The organism is Microbulbifer sp. ABM4_008, assembly GCF_056311705.1.
Genome location: NZ_CM149970.1, coordinates 3,355,583 through 3,369,586 on the forward strand (window position 1 = coordinate 3,355,583; position 14,004 = coordinate 3,369,586).

13 protein-coding genes are annotated in these 14,004 nt (G+C 43.9%); 12 read left to right on the top strand and 1 reads right to left on the bottom strand.

Annotation, left to right across the window (positions count from 1 at the left end):
* Positions 1–24: 24 nt before the first annotated feature.
* The 4 genes from tdh (at position 25) to ACYX4J_RS14490 (ending at position 4,805) form a co-directional block, all read left to right on the top strand.
* Positions 25–1,050, top strand: a complete 1,026-nt coding sequence (gene tdh, locus ACYX4J_RS14475) for an L-threonine 3-dehydrogenase (RefSeq protein ID WP_444915997.1) — start codon at positions 25–27, stop codon at positions 1,048–1,050.
* A gap of 408 nt (positions 1,051–1,458) precedes the next feature.
* Positions 1,459–1,875 (top strand): hypothetical protein, encoded by a 417-nt coding sequence (locus ACYX4J_RS14480; protein WP_476176899.1) that lies wholly within the window; start codon positions 1,459–1,461, stop codon positions 1,873–1,875.
* Between the two features lie 332 nt (positions 1,876–2,207).
* Positions 2,208–3,284, top strand: coding sequence for a helix-turn-helix transcriptional regulator (locus tag ACYX4J_RS14485; RefSeq protein ID WP_476176900.1), 1,077 nt, complete (start codon positions 2,208–2,210; stop codon positions 3,282–3,284).
* Between the two features lie 90 nt (positions 3,285–3,374).
* Positions 3,375–4,805, top strand: a complete 1,431-nt coding sequence (locus ACYX4J_RS14490; protein WP_476176901.1) for an amidohydrolase family protein — start codon at positions 3,375–3,377, stop codon at positions 4,803–4,805.
* Between the two features lie 611 nt (positions 4,806–5,416).
* Here ACYX4J_RS14490 and ltrA read toward each other — a convergent pair.
* Positions 5,417–6,715: a group II intron reverse transcriptase/maturase gene (gene ltrA, locus ACYX4J_RS14495; protein WP_444932862.1), complete on the bottom strand. Its 1,299-nt coding sequence runs from the start codon at positions 6,713–6,715 to the stop codon at positions 5,417–5,419.
* Positions 6,716–7,448: 733 nt separating this feature from the next.
* Here ltrA and csrA point away from each other — a divergent pair.
* The 8 genes from csrA to ACYX4J_RS14535 all read left to right on the top strand — a co-directional run bounded on the left by csrA (position 7,449) and on the right by ACYX4J_RS14535 (position 12,798).
* Positions 7,449–7,619 (top strand): carbon storage regulator CsrA, encoded by a 171-nt coding sequence (gene csrA, locus ACYX4J_RS14500; protein WP_444916573.1) that lies wholly within the window; start codon positions 7,449–7,451, stop codon positions 7,617–7,619.
* 871 nt (positions 7,620–8,490) lie between these two features.
* Positions 8,491–8,874, top strand: coding sequence for a hypothetical protein (locus tag ACYX4J_RS14505; protein WP_476176902.1), 384 nt, complete (start codon positions 8,491–8,493; stop codon positions 8,872–8,874).
* Positions 8,875–8,983: 109 nt separating this feature from the next.
* On the top strand, positions 8,984–9,325 hold the full coding sequence (locus tag ACYX4J_RS14510; RefSeq protein WP_476176903.1) for a hypothetical protein: 342 nt from the start codon (positions 8,984–8,986) through the stop codon (positions 9,323–9,325).
* A gap of 93 nt (positions 9,326–9,418) precedes the next feature.
* The gene (locus ACYX4J_RS14515; protein ID WP_444905574.1) at positions 9,419–9,781 is read left to right on the top strand and encodes a hypothetical protein; all 363 of its coding nucleotides are present in this window, start codon (positions 9,419–9,421) and stop codon (positions 9,779–9,781) included.
* 128 nt (positions 9,782–9,909) lie between these two features.
* The gene (locus ACYX4J_RS14520; RefSeq protein WP_444917896.1) at positions 9,910–10,668 is read left to right on the top strand and encodes a tetratricopeptide repeat protein; all 759 of its coding nucleotides are present in this window, start codon (positions 9,910–9,912) and stop codon (positions 10,666–10,668) included.
* Between the two features lie 727 nt (positions 10,669–11,395).
* Positions 11,396–11,926 (top strand): AAA family ATPase, encoded by a 531-nt coding sequence (locus tag ACYX4J_RS14525; RefSeq protein WP_476176904.1) that lies wholly within the window; start codon positions 11,396–11,398, stop codon positions 11,924–11,926.
* 105 nt (positions 11,927–12,031) lie between these two features.
* Positions 12,032–12,481: an ABZJ_00895 family protein gene (locus ACYX4J_RS14530; protein WP_476176905.1), complete on the top strand. Its 450-nt coding sequence runs from the start codon at positions 12,032–12,034 to the stop codon at positions 12,479–12,481.
* 80 nt (positions 12,482–12,561) lie between these two features.
* On the top strand, positions 12,562–12,798 hold the full coding sequence (locus ACYX4J_RS14535; RefSeq protein WP_476176906.1) for a hypothetical protein: 237 nt from the start codon (positions 12,562–12,564) through the stop codon (positions 12,796–12,798).
* Positions 12,799–14,004: the final 1,206 nt, after the last annotated feature.

The window sequence follows — 14,004 nt, forward strand, 5'->3', positions numbered from 1 at the left end:
CTGCCATTTGTAGTTTTAAAAACAATGAAAGCACTATCCAAGCTGAAATCTGAAGTGGGAATCTGGCTTACCGATGTGGAAATACCCACACCGGGCCACAACGACCTGCTGATCAAGATTCACAAAACCGCGATTTGCGGTACCGACATGCATATCTACAACTGGGATGAATGGTCTCAAAAGACTATTCCTGTCCCTATGGTGGTTGGCCACGAATATGTGGGTGAAGTTGTCGGTATGGGGCAGGAAGTTGCAGGTTTCCAGATGGGCGACCGTGTTTCCGGTGAAGGCCATATTACTTGCGGCCACTGCCGCAACTGTCGCGCCGGCCGCCGCCACTTGTGCCGCAACACTTACGGTGTCGGTGTAGACCGCCCCGGAGCTTTTGCCGAGTATCTGGTAATCCCCGCGCTCAATGCCTTCAAGATCCCGGATAACATTTCTGACGATCTCGCCTCTATTTTCGATCCCCTCGGTAATGCGGTACACACGGCCCTGTCTTTCGACCTGGTGGGCGAAGATGTACTGATTACCGGCGCCGGCCCTATCGGTATTATGGCTGCAGCAGTCGCCAAACATGTTGGCGCACGCCATGTAGTTATCACCGATATCAATGAATACCGCCTGGACCTGGCACGCAAGATGGGCGCTACCCGCGCCGTAAACGTTGCCAAGGAAAACCTCAGCGATGTGATGAACGAGCTGGGAATGAGCGAAGGCTTTGATGTTGGCCTGGAGATGTCCGGCGTACCCGTTGCCTTCCGCGATATGATCGCCGCAATGAATCACGGGGGCAAAATTGCCATGCTCGGCATCCCCGCAGGTGAAATGGCGATCGACTGGGGGCAGGTTATTTTTAAAGGCCTGATGATCAAAGGTATTTACGGCCGTGAGATGTTTGAGACCTGGTACAAAATGGCCAGCCTGATTCAATCCGGTCTGGATTTAACCCCAATTATCACTCACCAGTTTTCGATCGATGACTTCCAACAAGGCTTCGATACCATGGGATCTGGTGAATCCGGTAAGGTTATCCTGAACTGGAAATAAGTCCCAATGGCTGCGGGATTGCCCGCAGCCATTCTCCCTGCCCTCAATTTACCACTCCCCCTGCCCCCAAATATCTTTGCGTTACCTGCCAGCTTCTACACATTTGCAGTTGCTACAGCTTAAACAGTTAGCGACTGAAATAGATCTTCTAAAACTTCGATTATTTTTTCAAAATCATGGATCATTAGGTTCCAGCCGACCTAACACACGATTCATTCAGCATCTCTGAAGCCTTTTTTACTGTACATCTTTATATTTATAGCGCCTGAACCTGGTACGATCGGACAGGATCGCTACCACATTCTACTCCTACATAGGTCTTCCGGTTTCAACTCCAATTGATTCCAAGATAACAATCGGGATAATAAAGATCAGATTTACTGCGGCACAAATGTTAAAAGTAAGAACATGAAACTATATTTAACTTTGGCATTACTTCTTTTTACACCATTTGTCATAGCAGATGAAAACCTCTTCTATGTGGGAACTTGGCAATCAAATGAAAAAAAGACTTTAGCCAGCATGAACAGCGTGGAGGAGATACCCGAGAAAACCCAAATGCTCTTCCGCTCCAATTTCTTTGGGCGTCTCGTGAATGTAGTTCGAGTAGATTCGTTTGCAACTTACATCATAGGGGAAAAGCCGGGGGTATTGACATTTTCACCACATACGATCGAAGTCTTGAGTGCCGATACGATTCGTATCACATATTACGACGAACTCTCCACTTCTGATGAGACACGGATTTTAAAATACGAAAATAACTGCTACTCATTGCCAGTAACAAAATGGGAATTTAGAGAATATTTTTGTCGTGTTGAATAAGACTCACAACAAGTAGAGGTATACTCGCGTACTTCAAGTAATCGATCTCAGCTTCACTCCGCCCCATACTTTGGGAAGTTACACTTAGAGTGACTCTGAATAGCTCCATAATACCCCTGCGGATCTTGAAGGCTGCAGACGTTAGGCACAGCTCACCGAAAATGACCTGGTTGAAACGCAGCAGCTGTGGCATTCCCCCCCTTTAGGGCCTGTAGGCTTGTTCAGAGGCTCCATAAGTAGTCACCCAGTATGATCAAATACAGGAAGCTTCGAACGATGTTCCCATTTAAGAAATTCTGCTTATCGACTTATAGATTATTATTTGAGCAAATATGGTAAATTACTCCGCATCTAATTTTTTACAGATAGCCTTTATCACCCTATCGATTCTAGGTATTGCATTACTTTGGGCGCAAAACCGTTTTACAGCAATACGATACTTGTTAGGCGCCACTGCATTGTTGATGACATTTAATTTTGTAGAAGAAACAAAAGTAGTTAATCTTGGCTATTTAATCACGCCTTCGTTCTCATTATTGATGGGTCCATTATTTTTTGCCGTAGTTGCACAATTAATATCCGCCAGTTATCAACAACAAAGTAAACACTGGGTGCACTTAGCACCAGCAGCAATCAGTTTATTATTTAATCACTGGCCCCAGTGGGTTTTAGCGGCCGGTACCTTAAGTCAGATTGTTTACTTCTCATTAAGTATAAAAGCGCTTATTCGATATCAACATATCTTGCCCCAAAACCGCTCCGATGCTAACAAATTGAGAGCTGATTGGGTTAAGCGTATCCTATGGGTTCTGGTTTGCGTTGCACTGGTGGATGCAGTGCGGCATAACTTGCAACCTTACTTACCCACTCCTCTTTTGCTCAGATGGTACCTTGTTATGCAGCTGAGCTATTTTTTGATTGTTGCTTTGCTTGTAATTCGCGCAGTTAGGGAACCGCAGCTATTTGCGGGTTTAACAGATGGTGAACAAGCCCTGGGCTTATCCGTAATAGGGGGTTGTGACAAGGGAAAGTGCAAAGCTGACGAAACGACTCAGGCGGATACGCTTTTCGAGGAGCTTAACAAACAGGTTCATAGTCAACAGCTCTATCGCCTACCAAGGCTATCCCTCCGGGACTTGGCACAACATACAGGGCTTGGAGAGAAAGATATTTCCTGGGCCATCAATCAGGGCTATGGCGGTAACTTTAATGACTATGTTAATGCCCAACGTTTGGCAGATGTAGTTTCGCAACTTGATTCAGTAAAAGAGAGTGATTCGGACAAAAAAGTTCGTCTCCTCGATATTGCACTTGAAGCGGGCTTTAACTCTAAATCTAGCTTCAACAGCCTGTTTAAACGCCACCTTGGGATGACTCCTAGTCAGTATTTAGTAGCAAAACCCCAATAATGGTTACTTTGGACGTGCAGAATCTGGATTTCGGACGCTAGAAGCTGATAATTTTGGCATTTTGGCCTCTTTGATTCGCAAGAGGTCATTATGAAGTTATCTTCCTATTTTTCTCGTTCATGGAAAGCAGCGGTAGCTATTTTAGTGTTCATTAGCGTTGCTGCGCTCGGATCTTGGGGATGTGCATGGTACATCCCTCCCTCTTCCTACGGGTTAGCTGAACAGAATGCTCGCATTGTAATTACCGATATCACAGTCATCGACACCCAGCATAATACAGCCGCAAGTAACCAAAACCTCGTCATTCAAGGTGGAAGAATTGCCCAAATAACTAGAGATGTAATACCTGAGATTGAAGGCGAGCTGAGGATTAATGGTCTGGGTAAATATGTGATGCCAGGCTTAATCGATATGCACAGCCATGTATGGGGTCGATCCGATCTATTAGCTATGTTAGCGCACGGAGTCACTCGCACAAGAGTTATGGCTGGCAATTCCCCTCAGCGTATTCTTAAAAAATGGATCGATACTGGGGATATAGCCGGCCCGCATATGGTGTTATCCGGTGCACCTGTAAATCAACATTCCCACTATGCCAGTGGCCGACACCACAAGTTTATTGGTAGTAAAGAAGAGGCTCGCCAGCTGGTTCGCCAGCAATATCAACAGGGGTACCAGCAAGTTAAAGTTTATGACGGTTTATCCCGTGAGGTTTTCTTCGCTATAGCCGATGAGGCGCAGAAGCTCGGCATGCCTTTAGCTGGCCACCCTCCTTTTGGTCTTACTCTCCATGAATACTTATCGGCTAAACCGCAGTCATTAGAGCATGTGGAAATGATCTTTCAGGCACATTTGAACTACGATTATCAGCAGGAGAGCTTCGATGAAATTGTGCAGCAACTATTAGATAGCAACGTACCAGTTAGCCCTACATTAATCGTATATGACAACGTAGCACAGGTCGCGCAGCTTGGGCCAGATTATTGGCACAGCGTAGCTGGTGATCTCAAGCTCAATCACCCCGCGATAAAAGCAATGGGTGAGCAGAAGGTTAATGGGATACATAGCGCTAAAGCGCAACAGGATTGGCAGGGTAAATCCAACATTTTCGGGGATATGGCCAAGCAGCTAAACCAAGCCGGTGTTGAGATACTGATAGCGTCAGACGGAGGAACCTTCTATACGCCCAACGGCTTGGGCACTATTCAAGAAATGCAACGATTAGTGGAGGTGGGGATTCCTGTTCAAGATGTATTGCGAGCAGCAACCCATCACCCAGCAAAAGCACTGGGTATTAGCGATAAGGTGGGCTCCGTTTCCACAGGCTTTAATGCTGAACTATTGTTGCTCGAAGATGATCCACGAGAAAACTTGAACACCCTAACCAATCCCCTAGGGGTAATTTTGGATCAGAGCTACTTCGATAGACATAGCCTTAGTGAAATGAAAGAGCTAGCCAAAAGCACAGGATCGAAAAGTAATTTCTATTTTTGGTGGATTGTGGATAATTATATTTACTAGCGACCTTGCCAGTTAAATAAACTAAGAAAGCATCCCACAAAAGAGAAAGCCCAGCCGAATTAGAAGGGAACTCCATATTAACAGGTAGAGTCATCCCGCAAAATTAAGACATCCAAACCTACTAACACCCTAACTCGGAACCACCTAATTCGGCTAGCAAGCCATACAAACCTCGAACCTAAAGTTTAAAAGTAGATTTTTCAACCTGAGGTTCACTACCAGTGATTCAATGAGTTAGAAGTGCAAATTTACAAAATATAGGCACAAAAATGATCTTATTAGATTTTATTAAGTTTGTTTTAATATCAAAGCTACGTAAAATCGATGGATATGTATCGGCATATAAAGTTTACTTGAATGAGTCTCTATGAGGTCCAAATAAGCTACAAGAGAGACCTAAGAAGTCTGAAAAAGACTCATCTACTTAAAGGAGAACGCTAGAGCAATATAAGAATAAGTAAAAGGCGCTGACCCAAGGTGCTACCAACACCCTGGGTCAGCTAACCAAATTGATACAGACACTATCAAAAGTCGAGTAGACCAAAGGAACTTCCCCTTCAACCTCTCACAGAACCGTACGTGAACCTCTCAATTCATACGGCTCTTCGTATTCAGCACATTTTCAAGCTTCCCATTCTCCAGTGTGCAAACAAGCCACGCATTTGTTGACGAACCTTTCCAATAAAGACCCAACTCTTAAAACAGCTTCGCTTCAGATGTTTAAACTTCTTCCTGGCCCAACGCATCAGCGTTTGATCAAGATACTTCTGTAGCCGATAAACACCATATCTCCGCCCAAAGTGACCATAGTAGTTCAGCCAACCCTGTATTGCGGGATTAAGTACTTTTGCCATTTCAGATAGTGATCGATCCACCCAGTTTATTACTCGCCATTGCCTGACCTTATCCTTAATCCTCTTGAAGGCCTTAGGACTCATTGAAGGACTAAATGCGGTGAAGATCTGTCCTTGGCGATTCCTTGCTTTTCTGGGACCAAATCGAAACCCCAGAAAGTCAAAGTGGATCACTGGGTGGGAGTCTTTACGATTACTGTTCTTGCAATAGACCTTGCGCGTTTTCTCTGGATGAGCCTCAAGCCCGCAGGTAGTCAGGCGTGCTTTTAGAGCCGCCAGTAAGCGATCCGCTTCCCGGGGATTACGACAATGGTAAACAGCATCATCCGCGTAACGCTCAAAAGGAATATCTCTGTGCGTTCTTACCATCCAGACGTCCAGCGCGTAGTGCAAAAACAAGTTCGCCAACAGTGGGCTGATTACGCCCCCTTGTGGAGTGCCTTGTGTTCGCTCTTCAAGCTGTCCATCCTGATGTTGTACCGGAGCCGTCAACCAGCGCTGCACATAGAGTCTGACCCACCGATGATCATTATGTTTATCCAATGCCTTCAGTAGGAGTTCGTGATTAATATTGTCAAAGAAACCTTTGATATCTAAATCAACTACCCAGATTCTATCCCAGCATCGTTGTCGAGCTCGACGCACTGCGTCTATAGCAGATTTGCCTGGCCGATAGCCGTAGGAGTCAGGGTGAAATACCTTCTCCAATTCTGGCTCCAGCAGTTGCTTAGCCACCATTTGTGCAATGCGATCTTCGATTGTGGGGATACCCAGTGGTCGCAGGCTGCCATCGAGTTTCGGAATATCCACTCGTTTGACGGCTGATGGAAAATAGCTGCCAGATGACATCCGATTCCATAGCTTGTAAAGGTTTTTGACGAGACTCGATTCGTATTGCTCTATCGTTATCTCATCAATCCCCGCTCCGCCGCCATTAGCCTTGATCTGCTTCCACGCTCCCCAAACCGCTCGCTTGGGAATATTGAATGGCTTTGCGCTAATCGTTAATTCCTCCCCATCTGGGTTGATTACACGGTTAGTCGCCGAATACGACAACCCCTTCGCTCCACGTCCATTACAGCCGCTTCTCCACTACTACGGGTTGTTCCGCCCCTGTGACCAGTCTTGGTACTCAACGTCTTGTAGGGCCTCTACTTGACGCTCTTCCTTAACACCTGGACGACAGGTTCTCCTGTTCCACCCAAAAGCCTGTTGTGTGTTCACGCCACCTCTATGCCGGATGCCACTCGGTCGGTAAACAGGTAACCTCCAAGCTTATCCCCGCACTTAGCCAGTGCACGGGTTTTGACATCATCTTGGTAATACGCTTTCGACACCTCATCAGTGGTTCATTTGCATTCGTCTCTACACAACATACCTGACGTATCTCGTACGCCTTTTCCTCAAGCGCTTCTAACCAAAGCTCTTTACTCCGATCACCTTGAGGCGGTTTGTTACCACTTCCTGCAAAGCGATAACGGAGGGCCGACCTCCATCTCCTGGATAGCACGTATTTTTTTATTTATAAAAATAAATAAAAAAATAAAAAAATACTCAGGACGCACTGGCTATATGCATCATACGCTAGATACCCGCTCGTCTTCAATAAAGTGGAGTAGATTCAGCAGCTTGGAGAGTGTCCTCAAGCTCTGGGAGCGTTGCGCCCGCCTTTTCTTCTTCTATGCCTATCGTTCTCGCGCCCCACCGCTTTCAAACCCCACACATTACTTCTTGAGTCTTCCCACTGCGGAAGACCACCTTCAATTTTGCAATTCAGCAGGAACGGAATATGTTAATTTTAAACCGCCGAGTTGGTGAAAACCTCAGAATTGGGGCAAAGATCTCAATCACAGTATTGGAAGTTAAGGGAAACCAGATAAGCATCGGCATAGACGCCCCAAAGTCAATATCCGTGCACCGTGAGGAGGTCTATCTGCGTATTAAAAAGAACAAGCGGTAATAGATAGTAGCTACTGATCACAAGTTTGATTTTGCACTACTTAGTGAGTCTATAGCTCGTAAACCCTACAAGGGGAAGAGCTGAAGCAGCGGCTTTGTGTACAGTATTTCAAATCCCATGCTTGATTGAATTGACAGGCTTTCAAAGCCAGCAAGATCTATCGAGATCCTCATCCTGCGTACAGTAAAATCACTAACACTCAAAAATAGCTTTCACGTAAGTTCAATAATGTACTCACATCGCCACTATAGAAGCTAGCCGCTCAACCAGCTCTCAATGATCAGTGTCAAGCAACAATACTACACACAGCCTTGCCCTTTAGCTGCTTCACGTCCTTAACTCGGCTAAGGAGAGCCAGAACCTCTCCTTAGCCGAGTTAATACTTTGATCTTTTAAGCAAATAACCCCACCCAAATTACTACTTCAATCAAAAATAGAGCCAATTTTCCCCACTAGACTTCCACCACTAAATCATCAGTTATCCAGAGCAACAGTTCCTAGAATTCCACTCTGTTTATAGCCCACTTTCTGTATGTTTTTGCCGTTTCAACCTATCTTACACGAGGCCCAAATAAAGTTAGCAAGCGCTAGCTCGTCAGATTTTCGATCATCATGACCGTTATTTTCTTACTAACGATAAATAACTCTGAAATAGTATATAATTCAACAAGTTAAGAGCTTTCTGATATTGCTTGATAGTAGTCATGATGATCGTTTTTCCATTTTGTACGATTAGCCCAAATTCGTATAACCTTCTGATTTAAAATGAAAATTTATCTCTCTCCAACTAGATTGATTCCGAGATAGTAATCAGGATAATAGTGATCAGAATGATTACTATATAAATGTTAAGCATATATCTAAGAATATAGTGATTTTGGGGGTAGCGGTTCTTCTTACTCTTTCGGCTGTGTTATTTACACAAATACAAAGTAGTGAGAAGGTTATTGAGGAGGTTTCCTCTAATGAAGCTGGTGCCGAGATGGGCGCTGAGGAAGCTAAATCAGATTTCGATCAAGGCTTCATAGTATTCAAAGGCCGTATTGAGAGTAGTCGGCTCTATCTCTATGGCTTGGATCGTAAGGATGCGCTCGAATTTCTACGCTCACTGGAAGGTAGCTCTGTAAAAATCGGGTATGTCACGGACCCTCTAGGGTGTAAATCTTTAGGGTTAAGTTTGGATCCATCTACGTGCTCTGAGAATGTAAATTTTGCAGAAGCATATAACCGTCGAGCATTGGAGCTTGTTAGGTAGCCATGCTTAACAAGCTAATGAACTTCGCGCGCGAAAGGCGCGCGCCGGACAGCCTACGCGACGCTTCGGCTGCCGGTTATTAGAGCGTTAACTGTTGTAAGAGACAAATGTGATATCTGATAAATTCGATAGAATTGAAAATCCAGACTGGGAGCCTGATGCTCTTGTGCAGGTATGTCTTTCCGGTAAAGATATTATCGTAAAGAATGGATACCGACCTCATTACAGGGTTAAAGCCGACTACCTCACGACTACAATTCATTGGTTTATTGATACGGGGATTGCGGAACCTAACAGGCGCACTCTAGCATTTGTTAAATTCATCACGCCAGAGGCATACCCAAAATGCCTAGAGACTGGTGCTAATCTGGAGGTTCTAGAAGGCTCAAGAGTAGTTGGTCATGCTGAGATACAGGAAATATATAATGAGCAATTACGCAAAGGCAGCTAACAATCACAGGCACGTTGCTACGGCCCTTTGGTCCTTCGCGGGACGGCCTACGCTGCGCTCCAGCCGCCCGTGCTGTGGTCGTTATGCGTAAAAATGAATCATAAACTTCGATATATTCTAGCATTCACTTTGGGCTCAGCTTTAGCTGTAATCCTTTGGTTTTCTATTGCTACTTCACATCCAATATTTATGCAGCTAAAAGTTTCTGGGTTAATTCCTCCGGTAATCGCTAGCCTGGTTGCTGGTGCTGTAACATCTGCAATACTTCCTAGCAAAAAAGTATCATTAACTTTCTTATTAGGTTGTTTGGTGGCTCTTCCAATGCTTCTATTTCTCTTATGGCATGGGTTTAGTCATCTTGGGCGCAACCCTCTGTTGTGGTATTGGCCAATTTATGTTCCTCCTGCGTTTCTTCTTGGGGGCCTTTTAACTAGAGGGGTATGGCGTGCCGCATAACCAAGCAATCTTGCGGAACTCCGTGAGCTGTCACCTTGTTTGCAAAAACACGCAAACAAGTCGCCATCCCACTCCGTCGCGCAAATTGCGGCGTTAAATTCTGAATCACGAAGTATCAGGACAAAAATATGAAAATAGTTTCTCTTTCTGTTTTAGTATTTGCCGTGTCGCAAACACTAGGGTGTGGGGTGAAGGTAGGCGTTGGCTCTGAGGATATCGGCCAGAGTGAAGGAGAGGCTCAATGTAGGGAGTTGGTCAAGAAAGAAAACTACTTGGAAGCAAGGGGGGCTTGCGAGGCCAGTGCAAATCAGGGTAGTGCTTACTCTATGTATGCGTTAGGAACAATGTATTCTAATGGTTTGGGTGGTAAAGAGAGTAAAGAAGCAGCATATACCTTTTATAAGAAAGCCTCAGATAAGGGACATGCACCGAGTCAATATAACCTAGCCGCTTTCTATCAACAAGGCCTCATAGTGGAACAATCGAGCCAGAAGGCATTTGCTCTTGTAGGAAAAGCGAGTGAAAAAAATTACGAGGTAGCCCTTGCAGATCTGTCGGTCAGATATAAGAGCGGTGTAGGGGTAGAAGTGAACGAGCAAAAAGCTCTGGCTTACTTGAAGCAAGCTGCCTACATTGGCGATGGACAGTCCATGTACAATTACGGCTATGCAATGATTGAAGGAGCATATGGCGAAAAGGACTCCGATGGCATAGTTTGGATGGTCGCTGGACTGGAGTTAGGTGCTAATCAAGGGTTGTCAAGTACTGAGTTATTTAATGAATTCGGTTTGTCGAGCTCAGAAGGTCAACAGATCCATGTTTTCGCAAAGCAATGCATAGACATGGTTCAAAAGAACCAGGCAATTGCCAGATCTAAGTACTTATAACCAAGCTACGGAATTTAACAAGAGCCGGCACAAGCGCGCACGTAGTGCGCTGGACTCGCAACAAGTTGCTCGCCTGTGCGGCAAGCGTTATGATTCTAGTGAGGTTATACGGAAATAGATAGGGCCTATCTAGAAAAGCTGATAGCCCATCTGAAAGTGACAGTTGGATTGAAAGTGTCTGGATAATTCTTGGTCCTAGAAAATATAGGGATATCAGTATCTGACAATGAAGGCGTGATTTGTGAAAAATTCACATCTCATTTTAATCACTTGATCAGCTCAGGAATGATATTAAACTCAGGCGGTAGAAAATCTACCAGATAGTTTTGAAGTAGGTATCGGGCTTAATCAGCATTTAACATATTGGGATTGTTCCGAACAAAAATAATCTCGCTCTAGATTTACTGGATCGTCTATCCATGGCCGATGCAAACGGGCAAGAACTGTTAAAGGAATCAATACGACAAATTCAGATCTCAGAGCCTTCATTAAAATCAAAAGATATTGAGCGCTGGAAAAAGAAGGGAAGATTTCCCAAGGCAAAGAGAAACTGTTCACCCAGTTTTCCATAGACGCGGAGTTAACTGCGCCATAACAACGCAAAGCAGCCGATGTCTTACCTTATGCATTTTTTGCACAGCTGCTGCGCTCCCCTTTTTATACAAAAAGCTCTCAAACTATGCTGCCTTGATTGCCGTATTAGAAAACAATTGGAATAAAATAGAATATGAAAATTGCTATATCAGGTTCGCACTGCACAGGAAAGACAACTACTTTAGACGATCTCGGTGATTCGCTTGATAACTTTGAAATTATAGAGGAGCCATACATTCTGCTTGAAGAGAAGGGGCATGAATTCAGCGACCCACCAAGTGAAGATGATTTTGTAGCTCAGCTAGACTACTCCATTGAATTGATAACAAGTAGTCAGAGCAATAGACTGTTTGAACGTTGCCCATTAGATTTCGTCGCTTATATAAATACTATAAATAATAACTCGGTATCACTAGAAGAATACCGCGAACAAATTCTAGAAACGATGGAGCTAATCGACATTGTCATTTTTGTCCCGGTGGAAAACCCTGATAGAATAAGATGTCCTGAATCGGAAAATCCAGAACTGAGAAAAGAAGTCGATATTCAACTTCAAGATCTAATATATGAACTTGAAGATTCTAGTGGCTTTCGAGTTATTGAGATTAGGGGAAATCCCAAAGAAAGAATCGAGCAAATTACGTCATTTTTAGACTCAATCTGAATTTTTCTAACAGGTCGTTCCTGCTGACCCAAATCCGCCGCCGCTTCGCGTCCCTGGATTCGGTCAGCTGAACTTAGCGTTAGATTGAAGACAAAGAGGTCCAGCATGGAAAATCAAGTCAAGCTAGGTAAATATGCTGTTCGTTTTGGAGTTATCTATTTGTTATTGTTGGTAGTCATGGCAATAGTGTTGAGCATTCTTGAAATTGACTCAAATTCAGGCGCAACAATGGGGGCACTCATGGGTTCGGCTATGGCGACAGCAATAAAATTTGTTCAGGATAATAAGCGTCCACCAACTAAATCAGAGAAGAATAGACTTGCCTTAATATCGCTACTAGCATCTTGGATAGTATCATTGTTACTGATGAGCATATTACTTTTGGCGGGTAGCCAGGGTGCTGAAATACTAGAACCTATAAAATCAGCAAATCTAATGATCATCATCGCTATAGTTGTAGTACTGTCACTTATTTACTTTCTCGCCCTATCATTTTCCTATGGTTACTTAGTAAAAAAACAGTATGAAGCAATGCTTAAGCAAGGAAAAATCTAATAAGTCAATCAATGTCACCTTATCGCTGGACCGCAATAGCATGGCTTCGCCATATTGAGGCATTATGACGCATACGCACTATGAGAGATAAATTCGGTGGTACAACCCTGGCTATAGCAGGCTTCTTGCTATGCATACTAACTGCCATAGATTCAATTGATGGTAGCTTTACTTATGTAAGTAAAATGAATGGTATCATCGAAGTCACACTCACCCATGGTGCTCTAAATTTCTTTTTTAGTCTTTTTGTTCAGATTTTCATTAGTTTGGCTGTGGCTGCACTCGGCTTAGGTATCTACTTTAAACCCAATTTTTAGCCTCATAATAAAGCCATTAACCACCGTTCGTATGTGGGCTGGCCGGACACTGCATTGCTTCAGCTGTGCTTTATCGCTACGCCAGCAGAACTAAACTAACTCCGTTCCCAACGGTTATAGGTGCTCATGAGGTTACTCATCATCTTATTACTATCCTTACCTGAAATATGTATCGCGGACACTAAGGTTATGTTTTCTTGTGAGCCCATTGAAGGTGAGACGAGCTTCCGGGTAAAAGGTTACTTTTATGAAACAGCCCAAGGCGACAATATCGGTATTGCTCATAGCTATGCCATATTTGGAGAGTTCGAAGCTGTAGAAGGTTGTCGCGCCTCTTGGTATGAGAAGTTCCCACTTAGTGGATCAACAAGTGTTAAATTCATGCTCCACTGGCGAGAATACATGCCACATTGCATGCAGAGATTCATAATCCCTCAGGTTTCCACTACCAGCCACATGTGGGTTTCTAGAAAAGGGGAGATGAATACAAAAAACAGAACTATCCGGGCCAATTGTCATGTCAGTAAAATTACGGAGTAAGGATCTAAAAATTTACGGTCGATCAGGTACTGCTGTCGGAAGAATTAAAGGGGAAAAGGTGTTTGCCCCTGATGGACGTTATGTCGAAACTATTATAAATGATCGCCTCATTTTTCGTTCGACTCATAGTGCATCTATATACAGCCCTTTCGTATCAGTAAATCGTTCTGGCCCAACTGCTTGGGATGATGAGCCAACCATACCAGATTAAACATTAATTTATAAGGCGAGTGCAACCACCTATTTCTTACTTGTTATTTTCATAGCTTTAGTTGCTTCAATTATCAAAGGCTGGCAGAAAGGCTAAACATATAACAGGCAGCAACCGGAACAGAATAACCGTTCAAAAAACATACGGGCTAGACGAGCCATGCTTCACTTCGAGCTGTCTTTTGCAGATCTTTAGGCGCAGATAGTTACGCTAATACCATTCACATACCCATTTAACAATATGATAATAAAATGAAGAAATTGCTCTTTTTTACAATCGCTTCTTTTTCACAACTATTTTGCTAAGCTATGATGCGACCTCAATCGCGAGGTCCGATCCTAAAAAAGTAGACTTTGACACATACAATCTAAAAATTTTCGTTGGGGACGCTTGCTTTCCTATAACCCGATATAAATATATAGTTAGGTTCGAGAAAGCCGCATATCCCAATATTT